This is a genomic window from Mycobacterium sp. NPDC003323, assembly GCF_053589535.1.
This window is the reverse complement of sequence record NZ_JBSFSB010000028.1, coordinates 1-22,640: the sequence shown is the minus strand read 5'-3', so window position 1 is coordinate 22,640 and position 22,640 is coordinate 1. Positions and strand designations below refer to the sequence as shown.

Sequence of the window (22,640 nt, the reverse complement as noted above, 5' to 3'; positions counted from 1 at the left end):
CGGCAACGAGCTACTCATCCTCCGTCGGCCGGGCGTAGCGGGCTCGACGACGGCATCTGGCCCTGCGGTGACGGCGGACTACACGGCGACCCCGCCAAGTTCCCGGATCCGATGGATGCCAGACCTTGCGAATCGCCGTGAGCTGACGCCCCACTTCGCGGCGGGCGACGTTCACCGACAGGTGCGGGGATGTTGGTGCGGTTGCCGCCGATGGTCGCGCCGTCATCTTTTGTGTGATCACCGGGGCGCGTGCGCACGCCGAATGGCGAGCGCACGGGATGCGGTACACTGCAACGTATTTCGACGCTCTCCACGCGCCTGCCGAAGCAAGGCGGAACCCTCATCCGAAGGGAGCGGGATGTCCAACACGACATCTGTCTTGCGGTAGCCGGCTCGGTAATCGTGGAGGTGTGACGGTCGGACGAAATTCGTGGATGCGCCGGGGCTACCCGGGCTCAGTTCTGAGCGATCACCGGTGGATTGCGGGGGATGTCGGCGCGCAGGTTACCCGGGTAGCACGGTGAGGTGCCGATGAGTAGCGGTGCGGCGCCGGCGTTGTTCCTCGCCTCCAGGTGCAGCACGTAACCGTCCGGCGTGTAGCCGAATCTGTTGGGCTTTTCGAAGCCGTCGCGTTCGATGACTTGCCAGCCCCATTGTGTCCACGTGTCTCCGGTCTGCGCGATGATCTGGTTGAAATCTGTTCCGGGTGGCAGTTTGAGATCTCGCCAGTCCTCCACGTGCACCGGGGAATCCGGTCCTGCGGGGTCGTCTTCGCAGTACTTATCCATCCGGCCGATGCGGTACCGCGAACCGTCCAGTGTGGTGCCTGCCGGCAAGATGTTGGCCGTGTCCTGCAGCAACCGCAGAACGGTGTCCTGGGCTTCCTGCTGACTCGTCGGAATTTTGGGGTTCGGCACGGTGGGTGTGGCCTCCATCGGACCTCCTGGGATCGTCGTGGCACCGGATGGTGACGCCGGCCCGAGGGACGACGTGGGCTCTTGTGGCGGCGTGGAGCACGAGACGGCCATGCCGGCCGCGAGAACGAGTGCTGCGATGCGCATCATCATGGTTTAGAAGGTCGGTGGGGTGACGTTGGTTTGACCGGCGATGATCTTACCCATGTTCAACAGGGCGGGATTGCCGTCGGACCAGTAACTGCTGTGCGCGTCGACCGATGGCAGCCCGAACGGCCAGGATTTGCCGGGTGCCGCTTCGAAGGGGATGGCGCCGAACTTCCCGGACATCGGGTCCGGGCCCAAAGTCGTGCCGGTGGCGAAGGTGATGATGTCCTTCTCGGCGCGGGTGGCGAAGACGTTTGCGCCGTCGGGGAGATTGAGATCGCCGGCACTACCTGCCAGGATTCCTGGGCTTCCCACCGCGACAACGTTGTTGGCGTCCAGATGGCCGTCAAGACCTGCGGCCCCCATCAGGGTCGATCCGTAGCTGTGGCCGATGACGGTGTTGGTCGAGGGGCCGGCAGCACCGTCATGGGAGGCGCGCAGACCGGACTGGAAGTCCTGGAGCGCGTCGGCGCCGGCGTGGGCATGGCTCGGGGAGGCAGCTTGCATGAGGTTCATCGGTCGGTCGTAATCCATCCATGTGGTCACTGATACGTCTTCGATGTTGAGATTGGGATCTGCGGCCAGTGTTGCCTGCAGCATGGCCTCGGACTTTTCGGTACTGAATTCCAGTCGTGACAGGTCTTGGCCGGTGCCGGGCACAAACGTCGCGTGCCGGATCGCCTCGTCGGGGTTGTTGATCGATACCGCAGCATGCCCCTGCTCATCGAGAATGCCGAGATAGCGGTGCAGACCGTCGGGCGACTCGAGGGCTTTATGGACCTGATCGTATTTTTGGTCGACTTTGAGCGCGTCATCGAGTCGCTGCCTCCACTCCCGATACGCCTTGGGCGGGTTCGGGTTCGCGGTAGTCGGCGGTCCGGACGCCCACTCGGGATGTTCGGCAGCTATCCGGTCCACCTGGGCCTGCGCCGCCTGCGACAACTCGTTCAGATGGACGCGGTTGTACTGGTCCTTGTCCTCGAACGGCATCCCCGGATGGTTGCCGATGAACGGGTCTTGCGCGTAAAGCCAGTCTTTCTGTTCGTCGCTGAGTTGGTCCCCCGCCTCGCGGAACTGCTGTGGGTCCTCCGGCAGGGGATTGGACAGGATGCTTTGAATGTCGGGGTCGTTGGTGTGCGGACCCTCCGGAACCGGTGCCGCGCCCGTCGCCATCGCGATCGCACGCGCCAGTTCTTGATCGACGCCGGCGGCCTCGGCAAGAAGGGAGGTCAAACGTGCTTGTAACGCTTCGCGGGTGCTCTCGGCAGCCAGCATCTCGATCATGTTGGTCTGCAGCGCCGGACCGGGAAGAACTTGGTTGCCGATCGGATCGATCTCGAAGCCTGCGCTGCTGGCGTCAGCGCGAAGCTGCGCCAAACTCGCTTTGACGGCGTCGATCTCGTCGGCGGCCTTGCGCGCGGCCTGCGCTACGGCGAGCGCTTCGTTGCCATGAGCATCCAGGTCTTTGCGGGTCTGGCCGATCGATTCTTTGGCCGCCTCCGACGCCTCGCCGCCCCAGGTCCCGAAAGCGGGCAGATCAGCGATGCCGTTGGATGCCTCCGCCGCGGCCTCAGCGCGACTGCGGGCGGCATTGAACACCTCGCGGACATCCCCGGCATCCCAGCGGTCGATGTCCTCGACGGAAACACTCACTGCGGGTGCCGGCTAGAGGCCCATGTCCTCGGGCCGGATCCGGTTGCCCGCCGACTCCACCGCAGCCGCCGCGTCCTGATCGGCCGTGGCATACGCTGCGGCACCGGACCGCAGACCGTTGCCGTCATCGATCATCCGGCTGACCATGGCGGTGCTGTCGGCCTGCCACTTCGTCACGGCGGCGCCGAGAGCTGTAGCCGCTCCGGCGGGCAGACCTTTCTGGGCGCCTTCAATCCGGGCGTCAGCGGCAGCATGCTTGGCACGGACACCATCGGCGTGCGCGTCGACTGTCGCGGCAGACACCTGAAGGTCCTCCGGAACGACCCGTACCTCAGACATCTGACCCCCTTGCTGTCCTGCACCGACCCCTCAAAAGAGCCTACTGGGTGCTGAAGGCGGTCCGATGCATCAATTCAGTCCATGACGACGCGGTTCAGCAGATGACGCGTCAACGGGCTGGGGTGTAGGGAGTGCGAAGTCGGGTCATACACGGCCCAAATGCTTCCGTGGCGACCCCCGCAACGAGGCTTGGCGGTACACGCGTTCAGCTCGTTCGGACGTCGAGTAGTACCAGCGGAATGAGCCTGTTCGTTGCCTGCTGGTATCCGATGTAGTTCTGATGGTCGGCAACGATCAGCGCCCACAGGCGCGCGTAGTCCGCGTCGCCGGGCAGCAGGATGCGAGCGGTCGCCGCAAACGTGGACCGCTTCACCATCACCTCCACGTCCGGGTGCTTGCGCAGATTGTGGTACCACGCCGGGTGGTTGTCGGCACCGCCGTTGCTGGCCGCCAGTAGATACGATTCGCCGTCGCGCCAGTAGATCAGCGCCGCGGTGCGACGCCGGCCCGAACGCGCGCCGGTCGTATGCAAGAGCAGGGTTGGGTCGCCGAGCAGTCGGTGGCCTACCCAACCGTGTGAGAGTTCGTACACGGCCTGGTGCAGCCCCAAGAGCCGACGCAGCCAAGGTGGAACGCGGTGTCCGCCGGTCATGATGGATTTCCTTTCGATGCAAACGATATGAAAGCGAAAAACAGTGCAGGACGGCGCTACTCGCGTCTTTCGATGGGCCTGCAACGATCGAGGCTGTGCGCCTACGTCGGGATGTCGTCGGGGTACCTCCGCCATGTAACTTACTAAGCGGATAGCAAGTAAGTTAGCGATACTATTCCCGGGTGTCAACCGATGCGAATGACCGTGACGCCGCGATGCCTCGCACGCAGACCGAACGACGCGCGGCCACCGAGGCGCGTCTTCTCGACGCTGCGTTCCGGATCGTCGCCGAGCACGGTATTCGATCGGTGACGACGGCGGCGGTCGGTGAGCGCGCCGGGTATTCGCGGGGAATCGTCAACCACCATTTCGGCAGTCGGGATCGGCTGATGGCCCGTCTCGCCGAGGCGTCGCAGGGCCGGTTCACCCCGGACACCAGCGGCCGCACCGGCCGGGACCGGGTGCTGCGCACCATCGAGCAGTATCTGACCGCGATGGCCGATGACCCCGGTTCCATGCGCGTCTTCTTGCGATTGTGGACCGCCTCCGTCGGTGCAGAGGAGCCGAGCCTGGGACCCGCATTCGCCGACCGCGACGTAGAGTTCCGTGCCTATTTCATCGAGGCAATCAGCGACGGCCACAGCGACGGAAGCATCGGCTCGCACGTCGACCCCGAGGGGACGGCCGTGGCTCTGGTCGGACTGGTCCGAGGCATCGCCATGCAGTGTCAGGTCGACGCGGACCTGGCGGCCGACGGTCGTGTCCGGTCAGCCGCTCTGGCGTTGATCGGCGGCGGCTTGAGCACGGCCTAGACAAGCCGGCTGAGGTCGGGACCGACTTCGGGTGCCTGACGTCGTCGTCATCGCGCGCCTCGACTTCACGGTGGTGCGACCCCGGCCCGCCGGTCAGTGCCGCATCGTGGATGGCAGCGGCGAACGTCAAGTGGCGCAACGCCATTCGCGTGGTGCCGGCACGCCTCATGGTCATGCGCGCAGTTCGTCCCCGCGGGCGAGCTTGGACAGCGCGGCTCGGCACATGTCGCGGGTCTCGCGTCGGGGTTGCTTTCCGTGCCGGATATCCATATGCGCCGCGGTCAGCAACGACCATGTCGCGCCCACCATGAACTGCGGTGTGAATTGGGTGTCGACCGAACCGTCGCGGTGTCCGCGCTGGATGACCGCGATGATTCCTTCATCCGCCTCGCAGTCGAATTCGTCGGGTCCGTAATCCGCGCCGGCGCGCATCCACCACCCGAGGTTGTCGAGGCGTTCCAGCATCTCGTCGACGATCCGCAGGTAGGCGGCCAAACCGGTGCCTTCCGCGGTGTGGGCTTCCCGGACGGCCTCTTCGTACTGCGCCTCGACGAACGCTTCGATGCCCTCGGTCAGGGCGGCGCGGTCGGGGAAGTAGCGGTTCAAAGTGCTTCGCGCGACGCCGGCTGCTGACGCGATGTCGCTCATCGACGCTGCGGCGTTATCGGTCAGCACGTCGATCGCCGCCGAGAGCAATACCGCGCGTGTGCGGTCACGCAACCGCAGCGAAGGGCCTGTCGACGGCATTCGCCCATGATGCCCGATTTCGCGGAGATCGGTCAAACTTGACTAAAATCGGACATATATGTCCTACTTTGAATCATGATGATCGATTCAACGCCCGCTGCGGGTGCCCCGAAACAGCAGACCAAGCTGTCCGTGTTGTGGGCATTCACCCGACCGCACCGAAGCAAGCTGGTGCTCGCCCTGGTCCTGGGGCTCGGCGTGTCGGCAGCAGAACTGGCCACACCCCTGGTCACGCGGTGGGTACTGGATGCGATCGGCATGCCGGGCAACCGGTTCGGCGCACCGGTCATGCTGCTGGCCGCACTGATCATCGTCGGCACCATCTTGAGTTGGCGTCAGTGGATCGTGCTGGGCACGCTGGCCGAGAACGTCGTCTACGACGCCCGCCAGGGCATGGTCCGTCGCTTCCTGCGGGCCCGGCTGACTCCGCTACAGGCACGGCCGACCGGCGAACTGGTGACCCGGGTGACCAGTGACACGGTGCTGCTGCGTGAGGCCGCATCCTCCAGTGCGGTCGGCCTCGTCAACGGCACCATCACCGTGATCGGGACCCTGGTCCTCATGGTGTACCTGCATCCGCTCCTGGGCGCGGTGACCATCACGGCAATGGTCCTCATCGGATTGGTATTCGGCTTCCTGATGCCTGCGATAGGTCAGGCGCAGGAAGACGCACAGAACTCGTTGGGACGTCTCGGCGGGTCGTTGGAGGCAACCTTGCGCGCCATCAAAACCGTCAAGATCGCCAAGGCAGAAGAGCGCCAGGCCGACGACCTGCTGGATGTGGCGGATCAGTCGAGAGAGCATGGTTTGCGCGCCGTACGCCGGGAGGCGCTGGTGTGGAGCGTCACCTTCTCCGGTGTGCAGGCCGCCACCCTCGTGATCGTCTGCGGCGGAGCGTATCTCGTGTCCATCGGACAGCTCGGCATGTCCACTCTCGTGGCGTTCCTGCTCTACGCGGTGGGCCTGCTCGGTCCTGCGATGGAACTGAGCACCCACCTGACGACGTTGCAGGCGGGGATCGCCGCCGCGGGCCGGATCAGAGACGTACAGGTATTGACGCCGGAGCGGTCCGACGGATCCGCGTCGACAGCGCCCATCGGCGCGGCGGATGCGCCGGTCATCACGTTGGAGCGGGTCGGCGCCAGGTACCGCACCGACGGTCCGGCAATTCTCCGGGATGTCGATCTCGAGGTGCCGCGGCGCGGTCACACCGCCATCGTCGGCCCCTCCGGAGCCGGAAAGACGACGCTGTTCGCCATGATGCTCAAGTTCATCGAGCCCGAGATGGGCCGATTGCTGATGGCCGGCACACCATACTCGGAGTTGGGTGCCGCCGGCGTGCGGCAACGGCTCGGCTACGTCGAACAGGACAGTCCGCTGCTGCCCGGAACCCTTCGCGACAACCTGGTGTTCGCCAATCAAGCTGCCTCGTCGGCGGATATCGACGCGGTACTGGCCCAGTTGCACCTGTCCGATCTGGTCGACGGACTCCCGCAGGGCCTCGGTACCGACGTCGCGGCGGCGACCATCTCGGGTGGACAGCGTCAACGTGTCGCGCTGGCACGGGCGCTGCTGGCCGAACCCGACGTGCTGCTCCTGGACGAAGTCACCGCGCAGATCGACGGGCTCTCCGAATCCGCCGTGCACGAGGTCATTCGACATCAGGCGCAGCAACGCGCGGTCATCACCATCGCCCACCGGTTGTCGACCGTCATCGACGCCGACACGATCATCGTCATGGATCGCGGCCGAATCATCGACCGCGGGCGCCATGACGAGCTCATCGGGCGGTGCGGACTGTACCGACGCCTGGTCGACGCCCTGCGTCTCGATGCCGATGGCGACCCGCGTTGTGATGACACCGAAAAATGGCCCCATCAAGAACTGAGGACCGCCCCATGACCGACGACCTCACCCCTGTGCAGGCTCCACCCCCGACCGGCCGGTGGAAGGCCCTGTCCGCGAACGACATATACGGCGGCGTGATCGGGACGGTGTTCGCCAGCGCCACGCTGGCTGCCATCCCCGTCGGCCAAGCACCCAGCTATTCGGCCATGTGGGTGGCCGTCAGTGTCGCGATTGCGGCCATCACACGCAGTTATGGCCAGCACGTCTCGACACATCAGATGAACGCGGAGACAGGTTTCTGGCGGGATCTCGGATCGTCGATGCGGACCGGGATCCCCATGGTGCTGGCCTCCGTACCCACGGTGATCGCGTTGTGGTTGGCGCATCTTTTCGGGTGGCGCGACGACGTGGAGGGCCCGGACGGGTTGAGTTCCCTCGGTTACACCTCGCTCACGTTGCTGATGAACGCGGCACTGCTGTTCGGCTGGGGTTTGTTGGCCGGCCGTATCGGTGGTTACTCCCGACTCGGGGCGTGCGCCGTGGGGCTCGGCAACGCCGGTATCGGCGCCGTGGTGATCGTGGTCAACCTCATGATCAAATGATCGACTGATTCCGTAGGGGCAATTGCCTGTGCGGACTGCCGCGCATTGACAGGATGTCGCCATGAGATTGGCAGTCGGATACCTCGCGATCCCCGGTGGCGCGGACGCACTGGCGCTCGGCGTCCGGTTGGCCCGCAGCGCCGGGGCCGAACTGGACCTGTGTGTCGTACTGCCCAAGGATCGGTCGGTGCCGGCGATGGTGCCCACCGGCAACTACGACGACGTGCTCGGCGGGCAGGCCAAGGAGTGGTTGGCCGATGCGATGGCGCAGGTACCCGACGATGTCGTGGCGCATCCGCACGTCAGCTTCAGCGATTCGCCCGCCGGCGGGTTGATCGACGAGGTGCGCCGACTCGGCGCCGCCGCCGTCGTGGTCGGCGGATCCGGTGGCGGCCTGGTGGGTGGTTACTCGTTGGGGTCGGTGGTCAACGAATTGCTGTACTCGGCGCCGGTTCCGGTGGCGGTGGCTCCCAAGGGTACTCGCCTGTCGACGGTCGGGCGGGTGCGTGAGGTCACCTGTGCGATCGGTGAACGCGCCGGCGCCGACGCACTCTTGACCGCGGCACTGCGGGCTGCCGAGACGGCCGGCGTACCGCTGCGGCTGGTATCGCTGGTGGCGCTGGATCCGATGTACGGTTCGCTGCGCAGCGACGCCGACGCCGTCCGTGATCGGGCTCTGACCCACGCGCACCAGGTGCTCGAGGAGGCGAGAGCCGCACTGCCGCTGGGGTTCAGCGTCACATCCACGGTGGTCGACGGGTCCTCGGTGGAGGATGCGGTGAGCAAACTGCCCTGGCACGACGGAGATCTCATCATGGTCGGGTCCAGCAGGCTGGGCGCACCGCGACGACTGTTCCTCGGTTCCACCGCGGCCAAGATGCTGCGCGTGCTCGACGTGCCGATGGTCGTCGTACCCCGATCCACCGATGAGGAGACATCATGACCACCCACGACTCGGGAACGGTGTCCAAAGGCCTGGCGGCAGGCAAGATCGGCACCCTGTCCGGCGCCATGCTCGGGATCTCCTGTGTGGCACCCGGTTACACGCTGACCGCGAGCATCGGCGTCATCGTCGCGGCCGTGGGCCTGAAGATGCCCGCCATCTTCATCGCCGGCTTCATCCCCATGTTCCTCACCGCCTACGCCTACCGCGAGCTGAACTCTCGCACGCCGGACTGCGGTGCGTCGTTCACCTGGTCCACCAAGGCTTTCGGTCCCTACGTCGGCTGGATGTGCGGATGGGGCATGGTGGTGGCCTCGATCATCGTGCTGTCCAACCTGGCCGCGATCGCCGTCGAATTCTTCTATCTGCTCATCGCTCGCGTGTTCAACCAGCCCGGCATCGCCGACCTGGCCGCGAATCTGCCGGTCAACATCATCACCACGCTGGTGTTCATCGCGGCGGCCACCCTGATCGCCAGCCGCGGCATCACCACCAGTGAGCGCGTCCAGTACGTGCTGGTGGCCTTCCAACTGGTGGTGCTGGTGGCCTTCGCCATCACCGCGCTCGTCCATGTGGGCCGCGGTGCTGCGCCGGCCGGGCTGAGCTTCGACCTGGACTGGTTCAACCCGTTCACCGGTCTGACGCTGGCGGTGTTCGCCGTCGGGCTCACCGGGTCCATCTTCGCGTTCTGGGGTTGGGACACCTGCCTGACCCTGGGTGAGGAGTCCAAGGATCCGACGAAGGTGCCGGGCCGGGCCGGATTGCTCTGCGTCACATCGATTCTGATCACCTATCTGCTGATCGCGGTCGCGGTGATGATGTACGCCGGTATCGGCGAAGAGGGCCTGGGTCTGGGTAACCCGGAGAACTCCGAGAATGTGTTCGGTGCGCTGGCCGACCCGGTACTGGGACCGTGGTTCGGGCCGTTGCTGTACCTGGCGGTGTTCGCCTCATCGGTGGCCAGCCTGCAGACCACCTTCCTGCCCGCCGCCCGCGCGATGCTGGCGATGGGCGTCTACAAGGCTTTCCCGGCGCGCTTCGCCGAGGTGAGCCCGCGCTTCCTGACCCCGGTGTACTCGACCGTTGTCGCCGGGGTGGTCACCGGCGGCTTCTACACGGTGGTGAAGCTGTTGTCCGACAACGCGTTGTGGGACACCATTGCCGCGCTGGGCATCATGATCTGCTGGTACTACGGCATCACCGCGTTCGCTTGTGTCTGGTTCTTCCGCCGAGAGCTCTTCAGCAGCGCCCACAACATCGTGTTCAAGTTCCTGTTCCCGCTGCTGGGTGGGCTGATGCTGGCCACCGTGTTCGTCATCGCGATCCGCGAGAGCATGAATCCGGAGAACGGTAGCGGCGCGGCGATCGGCGGGATCGGGCTGGTGTTCTTCATCGGGTTCGGGATCCTGGCGTTCGGGGCGGTGCTGATGCTCGTGATGCGCGCCCGGCAGCCAGATTTCTTCCGTGGTCAGACCCTGCGTCGGGACACCCCGGCGCTCGCCGAGTAGCGGTCAGCGGCCGGGCGATCACAGTTCGTCGTCGGGGATACGGCTGAGCAACCGGACCGCCACCTGCACGCAGGGGCCGATGGCGATGGCGAACAACAGGGTCCCGATCCCGGCCAGCCCGCCGAGCAGCCATCCGCACAACAGCACCGTTGCCTCGACGGCGGTCCGGGCCGCCCCGAGCGGCCACCCCGCGACGCGGGCGAGCCCGGTCATCAACCCGTCGCGTGGGCCGGGGCCGAGTCCGCAACGCAGGTAGAGCCCGCTGCCCACCGCGACCACCAGGATGCCGCCGACACACAGGGCCGACCGGGCGAGCAGCCCGTCGGGTTGCGGCAACACCTCCAGGGACACGTCCAACGCCGTGCCCACCAACAACACATTGGCCACCGTGCCGAGTCCCGGTTTCTGGCGCAACGGAATCCACAGCACCAGCACGACCGCGCCGATGATGTTGGTCAGCACCCCGACCGACAGCGAGGTGTGCATGGAGAGGCCTTGGGCGAACACTGTCCAGGGTGAGTTCCCCAGCTGGGCGGCGACGATCAACGCCTCGCCCGTTCCGAACAGCCAGAGGCCCAGAACCAGCGACGCAGCCTGCATTGGCCGGGGGAACCATCTGTTCATGGTCGGATTGACGCTACGCGGGGCCACCGAGCGACATGCGGTCCAGTTCGGGTCAGGGTCCGCGTCGCGCCCTCAGTGCTGCAACAGGCCGGCGTCGGCGGCCAGGAACCGACGCAGAGGTGATCCGGTGATGTCGAAGGTGCTGCCGGATCTGCTCGCCGAGGCTAAGCGCAACCGTCATTGCCGGTCGGGGTTCGGCGTCCCGCCCGAGTTCTGCAGGTCGGGCAGGAACACCACCCGACGCTGATTGCCACCGTGCCTGCGGGCATCGGCCACCGCGGCGCCGGCGGCGGCGAGCAGGGTCTCGGACAACTCGTCCGGCGACACCGACGCCAGGGGCGTCAACGGGGTGACGACGGCTGCGATGCTGGCTTTGAGTTCGGGGGCGGTGGCGGTGAGCCCGCCGCTGATCCGTTCGCACAGCGGGTCGGGATCCGGAGTGTTGAAGATGTCGACCAACAGGAAGTCCGCGTCCGGCAGGTGGGCGATCCCCACATCGCGCCGGGCCTGGTCGCGCAGCATCTGCGCCACCAGGACCCGCAACTCGCGGGCGCGGCCGTCACCGACGACGTCGGCGACCGCGGCGAAACTGTCCAGGCTGACCTGGGTGACCACCAGGTAGCGATCATCGGTGCGGCCGCGCGCGGCGACGGTGACCGCCAGCGCATCCAGGAATCCGTCCCGGCTCAGGAGCCCGGTCGTGGGCTCGATGTCGCCGGTGAACAGGTCGGCGTCGATGAGCCCGATCAACGCCCGCACCACGAAGGTCACGAAGATGATGATCAGCGCATTGGTCATGCTGAGCCCCAGGGCCACCGCCGGGGTGGTGGCCGCGAGCCGGATCCCGGTGACGACGATGACGGCCAGCGCGGCCACCAGAACGGCGCCGATCAGGCGCCAGGTGTGAAAGATCGCGGTGTAGGTCGCGACCGCGGTGAACACCGCGGCGCCCATCAGGCCCAGCAGCGGTTCGGGAAGGGCCACGCAGGTGGCAGCGGCCAGGACGATGCCGAGGATCACGGAGATCTCGGACTGGCGCTTGGATGGCCACAGGCCGCGTGCCCAGAACAGCACGCCCAGGGCGATGCTGCAGAAGCTGACGCCGGCGGCCGCCAGGCGCAAGATCCAGTCGTCGGAGTCGGTGGCGCCGAACATGACCAGGGCGGGTGCCAGGCCGCCGACGATCATCCAGATGGCGATGAAGCGGGTCACCGTCTTACGGGCTCCACGGGCGTCCAGTCGCGATGTCATCCAGTAGTAGTGGTCCGGATGGCGAGGCTCCTGCCAGCTGGGCGCCGTCATGGTCACCAAGCGTAAACGGTGCGCTCATCGTCCTGCGTCCATCGAACATTTGTTCTATAGACTGGCGGTGTGGGTTGGCACAACGGACCGCCGAGCTGGTCGGAGATGGAGCGCGTCCTGGCCAGCAGGCCGCGCCACGTCGGTGACCGCAAGCCCCGTCGTTCCGGCCTGCCGCTGGAGTCGGCCGGTGACGGCGGGGACAGCCCCGCCTGGTCCCGCAAGCGTGGTGCCTATGAACCCGTCGGGCAGAACCGCGAACGGTCCTCGGTGCCGTACGCCGAACTGCACGCCCATTCGGCCTACAGCTTCCTCGACGGGGCCGGCACCCCGGAGGAGATGGTGGAGGAGGCGGCCCGGCTGGATCTGCGGTCCATCGCGCTGACCGACCATGACGGTCTCTACGGTGTGGTGCGCTTCGCCGAGGCCGCCCGCGAACTCGACGTGGCCACCGTGTTCGGTGCCGAGCTGTCGCTGGGCAACACACCGCGCACCGAGGACGCCGATCCGCCCGGTCCGCATCTGTTGGTGCTGGCCCGTGGCCCCGAGGGGTACCGGCGGCTGTCCCGGGAACTGGCCGCCGCCCATCTGGCCGGTGGGGAGAAGGGCAAGCCCCGCTACGATTTCGACGCGCTGACCGAAGCCGCCGGCGGGCACTGGCACATCCTCACCGGCTGTCGCAAAGGCCATGTCCGTCAAGCGTTGGCCGCCGGTGGGCCGGAGGCCGCGCAGCGCGCGCTGGCCGATCTGGTGGACCGGTTCGGCGCCGACCGGGTCAGCATCGAGCTGACCCATCACGGTCACCCCTGCGATGACGAGCGCAACGCGGCGCTGGCGGCCTTGGCGCCGCGCTTCGGTCTGCGCGTGATCGCCACCACCGGTGCGCATTTCGCCGCCCCCGAGCGTGGCAGGCTGGCCATGGCGATGGCTGCGATCCGGGCTCGCAACTCGATGGACGACGCGGCCGGGTGGCTGGCCCCGCTTGGTGGCGCGCATCTGCGCTCGGGGGAGGAGATGGCCCGGATCTTCGGTGCCGAGGTCGTGACCGCGGCGGCAGATCTCGGTGAACAGTGCGCCTTCGGTCTGGCGCTGATCGCGCCGAAGCTGCCACCGTTCGTCGTGCCGGACGGGCACACCGAGTCCAGTTGGCTGCGTCAGTTGGTGCGTGAGGGTGCCCGCGATCGTTACGGCCCGCCCGACCGTGCACCGAAGGCCTACCAGCAGATCGAACACGAGCTGGCCATCATCGAGAAACTGGACTTCCCGGGCTATTTCCTGGTGGTGCACGACATCACGAAGTTTTGTCGCGACCACGACATCCTGTGCCAGGGCCGTGGATCGGCAGCCAACTCCGCGGTCTGTTACGCGCTCAAGGTCACCAACGTGGACCCGATCGCCAACGAATTGTTGTTCGAGCGGTTCCTGTCCCCGGCGCGCGACGGACCACCCGATATCGACATCGACATCGAATCGGATCTGCGTGAGAAGGTCATCCAGTACGTCTACGAGAAGTACGGACGCGACTTCGCCGCCCAGGTGGCCAACGTGATCACCTACCGCGGGCGCAGCGCCATTCGGGACATGGCCCGCGCGTTGGGTTTCTCGCAGGGCCAGCAGGACGCCTGGAGCAAGCAGATCAGCCGGTGGAACGGTCTGGCCGATTCCCCGGACGTCGAGGACATCCCCGAGCAGGTGGTGGATCTGGCCACCCAGATTTCGAACCTGCCGCGACACATGGGCATCCACTCCGGCGGCATGGTGATCTGCGACCGTCCGATCGCCGATGTCTGTCCGGTGGAATGGGCCCGCATGGAGAACCGCAGTGTGCTGCAGTGGGACAAGGACGACTGTGCGGCAATCGGTTTGGTGAAGTTCGACCTGCTGGGGCTGGGCATGCTCTCGGCGTTGCACTATGCCATCGACCTGACCCGCGAACACAAGGGTATCGAGGTGGACCTGTCCCGGCTGGACCTGTCCGAGCCGGCCGTGTACGAGATGCTGCAGCGCGCCGACTCGGTCGGGGTGTTCCAGGTCGAGTCCCGGGCGCAGATGGCCACTCTGCCCCGACTGAAACCGCGGATGTTCTACGACCTGGTGGTCGAGGTCGCGCTGATCCGTCCCGGGCCCATCCAGGGCGGATCGGTGCACCCGTACATCAAGCGGCGCAACGGCGAAGAGGAGGTCACCTACGACCATCCGTCGATGAAACCGGCGCTGGAGAAGACCCTCGGCGTGCCGTTGTTCCAGGAGCAACTGATGCAGCTGGCGGTGGACTGCGCCGGGTTCACCGGCGCCGAGGCCGACCAGTTGCGCCGGGCGATGGGATCCAAACGGTCCACCGAGAAGATGCGCCGGCTGCGCGGCCGGTTCTTCGACGGTATGCGTGAACGGCACGGCATCACCGGCGCGGTGGCCGAGAAGATCTACGACAAGCTGGAGGCCTTCGCGAACTTCGGTTTCCCGGAAAGCCATTCGCTGAGCTTCGCGTCGCTGGTGTTCTACTCGTCGTGGTTCAAGCTGCACCACCCGGCGGTGTTCTGCGCGGCGCTGCTGCGGGCGCAGCCGATGGGTTTCTACTCGCCGCAGTCACTGGTGGCCGATGCCCGCCGGCACGGCGTCGTGGTGCACGGACCGGATGTCAATGCCAGCCTGGCGTGGGCGAACTGCGAGAACGATGGTCTGGATGTGCGGATGGGGCTGGGCAGCATCCGGCACATCGGCGACGACCTCGCCCAACGCATCGTCGACGACCGCATCGCCGGCGGCCCGTTCACCGATCTGCTGAACCTGACTGCCCGGGTGCAACTTTCGATCCCGCAGACCGAGGCGCTGGCCACCGCCGGTGCGCTCGGGTGTTTCGGGATCACCCGCCGGGAGGGATTGTGGGCCGCGGGTGCGGCCGCCGCCGAACGCCCCGACCGGTTGCCGGGAGTGGGATCGTCCTCGCACATCCCGTCGCTGCCCGGGATGAGTGCGCTGGAACTGGCCGCCGCCGACGTCTGGGCCACCGGGGTGTCCCCGGACAGCTATCCCACCCAGTTCCTGCGCGCCGACCTCGACGCCATGGGCGTGGTGCCCGCCGACCGACTGCTGACGGTGCCCGACGGGACCCGGATCCTGATCGCCGGGGCGGTGACGCACCGGCAGCGCCCGGCCACCGCGCAGGGCGTCACCTTCGTCAACCTGGAGGACGAGACCGGCATGGTCAACGTGCTGTGCGCGCCGGGTGTCTGGGCGCGACACCGCAAGCTGGCGCAGAGCGCATCGGCGCTGATCATCCGGGGCATCGTGCAGAACGCCACCGGTGCGGTCACCGTGGTGGCGGAACGGATGGGGCCGATCGACCTGCGGGTGCGGTCCCGGTCCCGGGACTTCCAGTGACGGTTACTCCGTCGGCGTCGTCCAGACCTTGTCGATGGTGATCCGCAGCCTCAGGTTGTACCTGCCCATCGCGTCGGTCAGCCCGAACTGCTCGGCGGCGGCCTGGAACTTCGCCCAGTACGGGCCGTCCTCGCGCGGGTCGGCATCCTCGGCGTCCACCCGGGCCGGGCCGCCGAGCACGATGATGCCGCCGCCGGTGCCGTCGGAGTCCAGGTTCAGGCTGACGTGCGGGTGGTTGCGGATGTGGCGCACCTTCGCCGCGCCGGGCTCGGTGTAGATCACGATGTCGGTCCCGTCGAAGAAGAACCACACCAGCTTCGGCACCGGTTGCCCCGATTTGGCGACGGTGGTCAGCCACGCGTAATCCTCGGACGTCAGCCGGTCGATGATTTCCGGTGTCAGGTCTGCAGTCATGATCGCGAATGTAGTCTCGCGATATGACACTCAACCTGTCCGCGGATGAAGTTCTGACCACGACGCGTTCGGTGCGTAAGCGGCTCGATCTCGAGAAGCCGGTGCCGCGCGAGGTGCTGATGGAATGCCTCGATATCGCCCTGCAGGCACCGACAGGTTCCAATTCGCAAGGCTGGCAATGGGTTTTCGTCGAGGACCCGGAGAAGAAGAAGGCCATCGCCGACATCTACCGGGTGGCGGCCACGCCCTACCTCGACGCCCCCAAGCCGACCTTCGGCGATAGCCGCGATGAGCGGACCCCGAAGGTCGTCGATTCCGCGAAGTACCTCAACGACCACCTGCATGAGGTTCCGGTCATGCTGATCCCGTGCCTGGAGGGCCGCCCCGACGGCGCGCCCGCGGGCATGAGTGCCGGCTTCTGGGGCTCGCTGATGCCGGCGGTGTGGAGCTTCATGCTGGCTCTGCGCAGCCGCGGCCTCGGCTCGGCGTGGACGTCGCTGCATCTGATGGGTGACGGGGAGAAGCAAACCGCCGAACTGCTGGGCATCCCGTTCGACAAGTACGCCCAGGGTGGGCTGTTCCCGATCGCCTACACCAAGGGCACCGACTTCAAGAAGGCCAAGCGGCTGCCCGCCGAGGAGCTGACCCACTGGGACACCTGGTAGGCCCCACTTCGCGCCGAGGTTGACGTTTCGGCGCGGTCTTCTCGTACTTCGGCGCCCATTTGTTCGATTGGGCGAAAAGAATCAGACCGCGCCGGCGAAGCCGTGCTGGCGCCACGCCTCGTAGGCGGCCACCGCGGCGGCGTTGGACAGGTTCAATGACCGGCGGCCCGCCAGCATCGGGATGCGCACCCGGGCAGTGATATGCGGGTCGGCGAGCGTGTCCGCGTCCAGGCCGGTGGGTTCAGGCCCGAACATCAGCACGTCCCCGGGCAGGTAGGACACCTGCGCGAACGAACGGTCGGCATGCGCGGTGAAGGCGAACACCCGCGCCGGCCCGATGGCCGCCCATGCCGCATCCAGATCCGGGTGCACCGTCACCGACGCCAGGTCGTGGTAATCCAGACCGGCGCGGCGCAGCTTGGGCTCGGACAGATCGAAGCCCAGCGGCTCCACCAGATGCAGCTGCGCGCCGGTCGCGGCCACCATCCGGATCGCGTTTCCGGTGTTCGGCGCGATGCGGGGTGAGAAGAAGAGGACGTGAAACACCGGGCCATTCTCTCCTGCGGATAATGGCGAGCATGGTCGAGCAGAGCCTCTGGATGCAGAAAGTCGCGGCCAACCCGGGCCACTCGCAGTGGTACATCGACCGGTTCCGGGCGATGGCCGAGGCCGGCGCCGACCTGGACGGCGAAGCCCGATTCATCGATGCGATGGCCCGGCGCGGAGCCCGCATCCTCGATGCCGGCTGCGGCCCGGGACGGGTGGGCGGCTACCTGGGCAGGGCCGGCCACGACGTCGTCGGCGTCGACGTCGACCCCGCCCTGATCGCCGCCGCCGAGGCCGACCATCCCGGACCGCGCTGGCTCGTCGGCGATCTCGCCGAACTCGATCTGCCCGCCCGCGGCATCGCCGAGCCGTTCGATGTGATCGTCTCGGCGGGCAATGTGATGACCTTCCTGGCGCCGAGCACCCGCACACAGGTGCTGGTGCGGTTGCGCGCCCACCTGGCCGACGGCGGCCGCGCCGTGATCGGCTTCGGCGCCGGCCGCGACTACTCCTACGCAAGCTTCTTGGACGACGCCGCCGAGGCGGGCCTGACCCCGGATCTGTTGCTGTCCACCTGGGACGTCCGGCCCTTTCGTGACGACGCCGACTTCCTGGTCGCCATCCTGCGCGGCGACTGATCCTCGCGAGCGTGCGCACTCTCCCGGTTGCTGACGGCGTGTCGGGGTGCAGACACGCACGCTCGCCGGGAAGAAAAGGTTGCGCAACGTAACGGTCACGAACTGCCTGCACCCGCAGCGAGGTGTGGAAACCGCGGAAACCGACTGTCATACTCGACGAATTGCCTGGCGTGCCACGCCGGCCCCATTGTGGGCATCAGCAGCAGGAAGCCTATGAACGCGCCACTGCAGAACGAAAATCACAGCGCCGCAGCGCAAATCAAGCGGCCGCCGCGCTGGTCGCCGAGCAACTGGCCGGTGGGCTGGAAGGTCTTCGCCATCGCGCTCGTCCCGCTGTTGCTGGCCGCCACCTTCGGTGGGTTGCGCATCTACTCCGGGTTCACCGAGGCATCGGATCTGCGCCGCGCGGCCGACCGCGCCGACATGGTGCCCGCCATCGAGAGCTATATGGCCGCCCTGGAATCGGCGATGCTCGCCGGACCGGACATCCAGCAGGCCGTGGGCGAGTTCGACACCGCCCGGCAGAACCTGCAGGACCGGCTCGACGAGACCGATGTGGTGCCCGATGTGCAGGCGGGCGTCGACTCCCTGCTGGGCGACGGGCAGGACCTGATCAACCGGGTGGCGTCCAACTCGATCAACCTGCGCGACCGCGTCACCGCCTACGCGCCCATCCTGCTCACCGCCGAGGACGCCATCAACGGATCCGTCCGCGTCGACGATGCGCAGATCCGCGCCGAGACGCTGGGGCTGTCCCGCGCGATCGGCGCGCGCGGGCAGATGATGATGCAACAGCTGCTGGTCAACCTCGGCGGCGAGGTTCCCGAACCCGAGTTGCGCACCTCCATGAGCACCGTCGCCGGCACCGAACCGTCCACCCTGTTCGGGATGAGTCAGATCCTCGGGGTCGGCTCGGCCGAGGCGCAGGAGTTGCAGGCGCAGTTCGTCCGCCGGATGGCGATCATGTCGGACCCGGCCGCGGTCCTGGTGAACAACCCGCAGCTGACCGAGTCCATCGCGGTCACCGACGACATCGCCGGCCGGGTCATCGACCAGACCACCGCCTCGGTCACCACCGCGGTTGCCGATCAGGCCGACGCGCAACGCAGCTCCGCGATCCGCGATGCCGTCATCGTTGTCGCCGCGATGCTGCTGGCACTGCTGGTCGTCGCGTTGGTCGCGCGCGCCTTGGTGCGGCCGCTGCGGCGGTTGCGCGACAGCGCGCTGAAGGTGGCCCACACCGATCTCGCACGCGAGCTCGACCAGGTCCGTGCCGGCGGCGACCCCGGCCCGGTGCGGCCGATTCCGGTGCACACCACCGAGGAGGTCGGTCAGGTCGCCCACGCCGTGGACGAACTTCACGAGCAGGCCGTCCTGCTGGCCGGTGAACAGGCCCGGCTGCAGCTGCAGGTCAGCGACATGTTCGAGACGTTGTCGCGACGCAGCCGATCGCTGGTGGACCAGCAACTGACCCTGATCGATGAGCTGGAGCGCGACGAGCAGGATCCTCAGCGGCTCAACCGACTGTTCCAGCTCGACCACCTGGCCGCCCGGATGCGCCGCAACGGCGCAAACCTGTTGGTGCTGGCCGGGACCAACACCACCCGCGAGCATGCCGAGCCGGTACCGGTCGCGGCCGTCGTCAATGCCGCCGCGTCGGAGGTCGAGGACTACACCCGCGTCGTCACCGCGACCGTGCCGGACTGCGAGGTCATCGGGGCCGTGGCCGCCGACCTGGTGCACGTGCTGGCCGAACTGATGGACAACGCGCTGCGGTATTCGCCGCCCTCGTCGCAGGTCCGCATCTCCGGGGTGCGCGCCGAGGACGGCGCGTTGGTACTCGAAGTCGGCGACAACGGTCTCGGGATGGCCGAGCCCGATCTGCGGGTGGCCAACACCCGTCTGCAGTCCGGTGGCGAGGTCAACCCGTACACCGCGCGGCACATGGGACTGTTCGTGGTCAGCAGGCTGGCCGCCCAGCACGGGTTGGTGGTGCGATTGCGCGCGACGGTGCCCGGCGATCCGAACTCGGGCACCACCGCCGGCATCTACGTGCCCGCCGAACTGGTGGTGGGCACCGATGTCGGCCCGCGCTTCACCGACCTGCCGCCCGCCCCCGCGGTGGTGCCGCAAGCGTACCCGGCGCCGGTTCCCGAGCCGGTCGCGCCGGTGTTCGAACCGTCGCCTTCGGTTCTGCCGCAACGCAATCCCGGATCCAGCGGGTTCGCCGCGGCGGCCGATCCCGAGCCGCCCACGGCGCCCAGACCGGTGGATGCGTCGGCGTTCTTCACCGCGCGGGCCTCAGAGCCTGCGGTGTCGGCACCGGACTGCGATGACGCGATCTACCAATCGATGCTCTCGGAATGGCTCGTCGACCCCACCGATCTGGGCGCGAGCACAGACCTGGATTGGAAGTCGGTGTGGGACAACGGCTGGTCGGCCGCGGCCTCGGCGGAGGCCGCTCCGGTGACCGAGCACACCGCCGAGGGGTTGCCGGTGCGCGAACCCGGTGCGCGGTTGGTGCCGGGGGCGGGTGACACGCCCGGCCGGCACGCGTCGGTAGCATCGGAGTCCGACGACCCGCCCACGGGTCCGCTGCCGAACCCGGCGGCCATCCGGGCCAGCCTGAGCAGTCACTTCGGTGGAGTCCACGCCGGTCGGTCGCAGACCCGCGACACCGAAGGACCACACCATGGCTGACACCCGCGAATCCTTGGACTGGTTGGTATCGAAGTTCGCCCGCGAGGTCGCCGGGGTGTCGCACGCGGTGCTGGTCTCTGCCGACGGACTGCTGATGGCCGCCAGCGAGCACATGCCGACCGAACGGGCCGACCAGTTGGCGGCGGTAACCTCCGGGCTGGCCAGTCTGTCCACCGGTGCGGCGCAACTGTTCGAGGGCGGCCACGTGATGCAGTCGATCGTGGAGATGGAACACGGCTTCCTGCTGCTGATGCGGGTCGGCGACGGATCCAATATCGCCGCGCTGGCCACCCGCTCCTGCGATATCGGCCAGATCGGTTATGAGATGGCCATTCTGGTCGAGCGGGTCGGCAACGTCGTGCAGGCGGCACGGCGTGCGCGCCAGCCTTCGTGAGCCGGCGATGCAGCCCCCGCGCGACGCCTGGGAGATCGGCGAACCCGCCGATGTCCCGAGCATGGTGCGCCCCTACACGCTGACCTCCGGGCGCACCGCGTCCGAGGTGGACCTGCCGTTGGAGGCGCCGATCGAGACGGTGGCGACCGCGCATTGGCCGGGCGGTGACGTGCGGTCCCGGATTCTGGCGCTGGGCCGTGACGGTCCGTCGGTCGCGGAGGTGGCGGCCCTGCTGGCATTGCCGCTCGGTGTCGCGCGTGTGCTGATCGGCGACCTCGTCACCGAGGGGTACCTTCGGGTGCACGCGACGTTGAGCGATGACGCCACGAGCGATGACCGACGGGAACTGATCGGAAGGACTTTGCGTGGCCTACGGGCGCTCTAGGCCGGGATCCACCAAGATCGTCATCTCCGGTGGCTTTGGCTCCGGCAAGACAACGTTCGTCGGGGCGGTGTCGGAGATCATGCCGCTGCGCACCGAGGCGCTGGTGACCACCGCGTCGGCCGGTGTCGACGGGCTGGAGGGCACCCCGGACAAGAACACCACCACGGTGGCCATGGATTTCGGCCGCATCACGCTCGCCGACGACCTGGTGCTCTATCTGTTCGGCACTCCCGGCCAGCGCCGGTTCTGGTTCATGTGGGACGACCTGATCCGCGGTGCCATCGGGGCGGTGATCCTGGTCGACATCCGCCGGTTGCAGGACAGCTTCGCCGCCGTCGACTTCTTCGAGGCACGCGGTCTGCCGTTCATCATCGCCATCAACCAGTTCGACGGCGCGCCACGGCATCCCGTCGAGGCGGTGCGCACGGCGCTGGCCATCGGCACGCACATCCCGATCGTCACCGTCGACGCGCGTGACCGCCGCTCGACCCGGGACGCGTTGATCGCGGTCACCGAGTACGCATTGGCCAGCGTGTGACGTCGGACCAGGTCTGGGTGGACCGCGAGTTCACCGGCCATGATTTCCGTGACGAGGATCTGAGCCGCATCCGGACCGAGCGGGTGGTCTTCGACGGATGTGACTTCAGCGGTGTCGACCTGACCGAATCCGAACACTTGGGCTCGGCCTTTCGCAATTGCACGTTCCGTCGGGCGTCGCTGCTGCACAGCACGTTCCGTCAGTGCAGCCTGCTGGGATCGAATTTCACCGAGACTCGGCTGCGGCCACTGCAGTTCGTGGAGGTCGACCTGTCTCTCAGCGTGCTCGGTGCGTGCGATCTACGCACGGTGGACCTGTCGGACTGTCGGCTGCGCGAAGCCAATCTGGTCGGCGCGGACCTGCGCAAGGCCGTGCTGCAACGTGCCGACCTGAGCGGCGCGCGGGTGCAGGACGCCAAGTTCGACGAGGCCGATCTGCGCGGTGCCCGGGTCGACCCGACGTTCTGGACGACGGTGAAGTTGCGCGGCGCAAGGGTGAACATCGAGCAGGGACTGGCGTATGCCGCCGCGCACGGGTTGGACGTGCACGGCGAGTAGCCGCGGTGTCGTGCTTCTTGGACACTTCGGCGCCAGGGAGCGCGGGCGGTTGAAACGTCAAGTCCGCGGCGAAGCGGTTGCGGTGTATCTGGATTGTCCCGCTTGGCGAGCGACAATCGAGCGACACGAAATTCTCTGGCCCCGTTGGCATCTCGTGTCACATTCCGGCCTGGTTTGTCGGTGGCCGCACGTATGTTCGGGTCATGAAGTCGGATGTGGTGCAGTCTCGGGACGCGGTGGCCGCCGCGGTCGGTGATCGTGCCGCGTCGGTGAAGGCGTTGTTGGATGCTGATTTCTCGGTGTTCGACACCGCGGAGTTGTTGGCGTTGCAGTC

At 67.2% G+C, this 22,640-nt stretch carries 21 protein-coding genes and 2 pseudogenes; 14 read left to right on the top strand and 9 right to left on the bottom strand.

Features of this window, described 5'->3' with window-relative positions; genetic code table 11:
- Positions 1-455: 455 nt before the first annotated feature.
- The 4 genes from ACWDUN_RS29410 to ACWDUN_RS29395 all read right to left on the bottom strand — a co-directional run bounded on the left by ACWDUN_RS29410 (position 456) and on the right by ACWDUN_RS29395 (position 3,705).
- Entirely contained in the window at positions 456-935 is a 480-nt protein-coding gene (locus ACWDUN_RS29410; RefSeq protein ID WP_449934363.1) for a hypothetical protein, read from the bottom strand.
- Positions 936-1,070: 135 nt separating this feature from the next.
- Positions 1,071-2,714: an alpha/beta hydrolase gene (locus tag ACWDUN_RS29405; RefSeq protein WP_449934362.1), complete on the bottom strand. Its 1,644-nt coding sequence runs from the start codon at positions 2,712-2,714 to the stop codon at positions 1,071-1,073.
- 12 nt (positions 2,715-2,726) lie between these two features.
- Positions 2,727-3,017: a hypothetical protein gene (locus ACWDUN_RS29400; protein WP_241472288.1), complete on the bottom strand. Its 291-nt coding sequence runs from the start codon at positions 3,015-3,017 to the stop codon at positions 2,727-2,729.
- 241 nt (positions 3,018-3,258) lie between these two features.
- Positions 3,259-3,705, bottom strand: coding sequence for a nitroreductase family deazaflavin-dependent oxidoreductase (locus ACWDUN_RS29395; protein ID WP_449934361.1), 447 nt, complete (start codon positions 3,703-3,705; stop codon positions 3,259-3,261).
- A gap of 182 nt (positions 3,706-3,887) precedes the next feature.
- On the opposite strand from ACWDUN_RS29395, the gene ACWDUN_RS29390 reads away from it, so the two are divergent.
- Complete coding sequence (locus ACWDUN_RS29390; RefSeq protein ID WP_449934359.1) at positions 3,888-4,517, top strand: TetR/AcrR family transcriptional regulator; 630 nt, start codon at positions 3,888-3,890, stop codon at positions 4,515-4,517.
- Between the two features lie 171 nt (positions 4,518-4,688).
- On the opposite strand, the gene ACWDUN_RS29385 is transcribed toward ACWDUN_RS29390, so the two are convergent.
- Entirely contained in the window at positions 4,689-5,264 is a 576-nt protein-coding gene (locus ACWDUN_RS29385) for a TetR/AcrR family transcriptional regulator (protein WP_449934357.1), read from the bottom strand.
- A gap of 75 nt (positions 5,265-5,339) precedes the next feature.
- On the opposite strand from ACWDUN_RS29385, the pseudogene ACWDUN_RS29380 reads away from it, so the two are divergent.
- The 5 genes and pseudogenes from ACWDUN_RS29380 to ACWDUN_RS29360 all read left to right on the top strand — a co-directional run.
- Positions 5,340-6,227 (top strand): annotated as a pseudogene (locus tag ACWDUN_RS29380) (ABC transporter transmembrane domain-containing protein); the annotation flags it as partial.
- A 15-nt stretch (positions 6,228-6,242) separates the two neighbouring features.
- A pseudogene (locus tag ACWDUN_RS29375) lies at positions 6,243-6,873 on the top strand (ATP-binding cassette domain-containing protein); the annotation flags it as partial.
- Positions 6,874-7,162: 289 nt separating this feature from the next.
- Complete coding sequence (locus tag ACWDUN_RS29370) at positions 7,163-7,714, top strand: hypothetical protein (RefSeq protein WP_449934355.1); 552 nt, start codon at positions 7,163-7,165, stop codon at positions 7,712-7,714.
- A gap of 61 nt (positions 7,715-7,775) precedes the next feature.
- On the top strand, positions 7,776-8,657 hold the full coding sequence (locus ACWDUN_RS29365) for a universal stress protein (protein WP_449934353.1): 882 nt from the start codon (positions 7,776-7,778) through the stop codon (positions 8,655-8,657).
- Positions 8,654-10,165, top strand: a complete 1,512-nt coding sequence (locus tag ACWDUN_RS29360) for an APC family permease (protein ID WP_449934352.1) — start codon at positions 8,654-8,656, stop codon at positions 10,163-10,165. Before ACWDUN_RS29365 ends, ACWDUN_RS29360 begins: the two co-directional genes overlap by 4 nt.
- Before the next feature lie 18 nt (positions 10,166-10,183).
- On the opposite strand, the gene yczE is transcribed toward ACWDUN_RS29360, so the two are convergent.
- Together yczE and ACWDUN_RS29350 are read right to left on the bottom strand one after the other, a co-directional pair.
- Positions 10,184-10,789 (bottom strand): membrane protein YczE, encoded by a 606-nt coding sequence (gene yczE / locus ACWDUN_RS29355; RefSeq protein ID WP_449934350.1) that lies wholly within the window; start codon positions 10,787-10,789, stop codon positions 10,184-10,186.
- A 177-nt stretch (positions 10,790-10,966) separates the two neighbouring features.
- Positions 10,967-12,091, bottom strand: coding sequence for a hypothetical protein (locus tag ACWDUN_RS29350; RefSeq protein WP_449934348.1), 1,125 nt, complete (start codon positions 12,089-12,091; stop codon positions 10,967-10,969).
- Between the two features lie 69 nt (positions 12,092-12,160).
- Between ACWDUN_RS29350 and ACWDUN_RS29345 the strand changes: the two genes are divergently transcribed.
- Positions 12,161-15,469, top strand: a complete 3,309-nt coding sequence (locus ACWDUN_RS29345) for an error-prone DNA polymerase (RefSeq protein ID WP_449934346.1) — start codon at positions 12,161-12,163, stop codon at positions 15,467-15,469.
- A 3-nt stretch (positions 15,470-15,472) separates the two neighbouring features.
- On the opposite strand, the gene ACWDUN_RS29340 is transcribed toward ACWDUN_RS29345, so the two are convergent.
- Positions 15,473-15,883: a TIGR03667 family PPOX class F420-dependent oxidoreductase gene (locus ACWDUN_RS29340; RefSeq protein WP_449934345.1), complete on the bottom strand. Its 411-nt coding sequence runs from the start codon at positions 15,881-15,883 to the stop codon at positions 15,473-15,475.
- Positions 15,884-15,906: 23 nt separating this feature from the next.
- Here ACWDUN_RS29340 and ACWDUN_RS29335 point away from each other — a divergent pair, with 23 nt between their 5' ends.
- Positions 15,907-16,548, top strand: a complete 642-nt coding sequence (locus ACWDUN_RS29335; protein ID WP_449934343.1) for a nitroreductase family protein — start codon at positions 15,907-15,909, stop codon at positions 16,546-16,548.
- Positions 16,549-16,629: 81 nt separating this feature from the next.
- Here ACWDUN_RS29335 and ACWDUN_RS29330 read toward each other — a convergent pair whose 3' ends face one another.
- Positions 16,630-17,094 (bottom strand): tRNA (cytidine(34)-2'-O)-methyltransferase, encoded by a 465-nt coding sequence (locus ACWDUN_RS29330; protein ID WP_449934341.1) that lies wholly within the window; start codon positions 17,092-17,094, stop codon positions 16,630-16,632.
- Between the two features lie 32 nt (positions 17,095-17,126).
- Between ACWDUN_RS29330 and ACWDUN_RS29325 the strand changes: the two genes are divergently transcribed.
- The 6 genes from ACWDUN_RS29325 (at position 17,127) to ACWDUN_RS29300 (ending at position 22,306) form a co-directional block, all read left to right on the top strand.
- Positions 17,127-17,732, top strand: a complete 606-nt coding sequence (locus ACWDUN_RS29325) for a class I SAM-dependent methyltransferase (RefSeq protein WP_449934340.1) — start codon at positions 17,127-17,129, stop codon at positions 17,730-17,732.
- Between the two features lie 213 nt (positions 17,733-17,945).
- Positions 17,946-20,432 carry a sensor histidine kinase gene (locus ACWDUN_RS29320; RefSeq protein WP_449934338.1) on the top strand — a complete coding sequence of 829 codons (2,487 nt, stop codon included), beginning with the start codon at positions 17,946-17,948 and terminating at the stop codon, positions 20,430-20,432.
- Positions 20,425-20,826: a roadblock/LC7 domain-containing protein gene (locus ACWDUN_RS29315; protein ID WP_449934336.1), complete on the top strand. Its 402-nt coding sequence runs from the start codon at positions 20,425-20,427 to the stop codon at positions 20,824-20,826. Before ACWDUN_RS29320 ends, ACWDUN_RS29315 begins: the two co-directional genes overlap by 8 nt.
- 7 nt (positions 20,827-20,833) lie before the next feature.
- Positions 20,834-21,211 (top strand): DUF742 domain-containing protein, encoded by a 378-nt coding sequence (locus ACWDUN_RS29310; protein WP_449934382.1) that lies wholly within the window; start codon positions 20,834-20,836, stop codon positions 21,209-21,211.
- Positions 21,192-21,749, top strand: coding sequence for a GTP-binding protein (locus ACWDUN_RS29305; RefSeq protein WP_449934334.1), 558 nt, complete (start codon positions 21,192-21,194; stop codon positions 21,747-21,749). Before ACWDUN_RS29310 ends, ACWDUN_RS29305 begins: the two co-directional genes overlap by 20 nt.
- Positions 21,746-22,306, top strand: a complete 561-nt coding sequence (locus ACWDUN_RS29300) for a pentapeptide repeat-containing protein (RefSeq protein ID WP_449934333.1) — start codon at positions 21,746-21,748, stop codon at positions 22,304-22,306. The genes ACWDUN_RS29305 and ACWDUN_RS29300 overlap by 4 nt, the downstream gene beginning before the upstream one ends.
- Positions 22,307-22,640 lie beyond the last annotated feature (334 nt).

What these genes read in the sequence shown, in the direction of transcription:
- ACWDUN_RS29350 (WP_449934348.1), bottom strand. Translation starts at nt 12,091, where the DNA reads ATGACGGCGCCCAGCTGGCAGGAGCCTCGCCATCCGGACCACTACTAC.
- yczE (WP_449934350.1), bottom strand. Translation starts at nt 10,789, where the DNA reads ATGAACAGATGGTTCCCCCGGCCAATGCAGGCTGCGTCGCTGGTTCTG.
- ACWDUN_RS29370 (WP_449934355.1), top strand. Translation starts at nt 7,163, where the DNA reads ATGACCGACGACCTCACCCCTGTGCAGGCTCCACCCCCGACCGGCCGG.
- ACWDUN_RS29325 (WP_449934340.1), top strand. Translation starts at nt 17,127, where the DNA reads ATGGTCGAGCAGAGCCTCTGGATGCAGAAAGTCGCGGCCAACCCGGGC.
- ACWDUN_RS29315 (WP_449934336.1), top strand. Translation starts at nt 20,425, where the DNA reads ATGGCTGACACCCGCGAATCCTTGGACTGGTTGGTATCGAAGTTCGCC.
- ACWDUN_RS29310 (WP_449934382.1), top strand. Translation starts at nt 20,834, where the DNA reads ATGCAGCCCCCGCGCGACGCCTGGGAGATCGGCGAACCCGCCGATGTC.
- ACWDUN_RS29385 (WP_449934357.1), bottom strand. Translation starts at nt 5,264, where the DNA reads ATGCCGTCGACAGGCCCTTCGCTGCGGTTGCGTGACCGCACACGCGCG.
- ACWDUN_RS29395 (WP_449934361.1), bottom strand. Translation starts at nt 3,705, where the DNA reads ATGACCGGCGGACACCGCGTTCCACCTTGGCTGCGTCGGCTCTTGGGG.
- ACWDUN_RS29340 (WP_449934345.1), bottom strand. Translation starts at nt 15,883, where the DNA reads ATGACTGCAGACCTGACACCGGAAATCATCGACCGGCTGACGTCCGAG.
- ACWDUN_RS29335 (WP_449934343.1), top strand. Translation starts at nt 15,907, where the DNA reads ATGACACTCAACCTGTCCGCGGATGAAGTTCTGACCACGACGCGTTCG.
- ACWDUN_RS29360 (WP_449934352.1), top strand. Translation starts at nt 8,654, where the DNA reads ATGACCACCCACGACTCGGGAACGGTGTCCAAAGGCCTGGCGGCAGGC.
- ACWDUN_RS29365 (WP_449934353.1), top strand. Translation starts at nt 7,776, where the DNA reads ATGAGATTGGCAGTCGGATACCTCGCGATCCCCGGTGGCGCGGACGCA.
- ACWDUN_RS29410 (WP_449934363.1), bottom strand. Translation starts at nt 935, where the DNA reads ATGGAGGCCACACCCACCGTGCCGAACCCCAAAATTCCGACGAGTCAG.
- ACWDUN_RS29320 (WP_449934338.1), top strand. Translation starts at nt 17,946, where the DNA reads ATGAACGCGCCACTGCAGAACGAAAATCACAGCGCCGCAGCGCAAATC.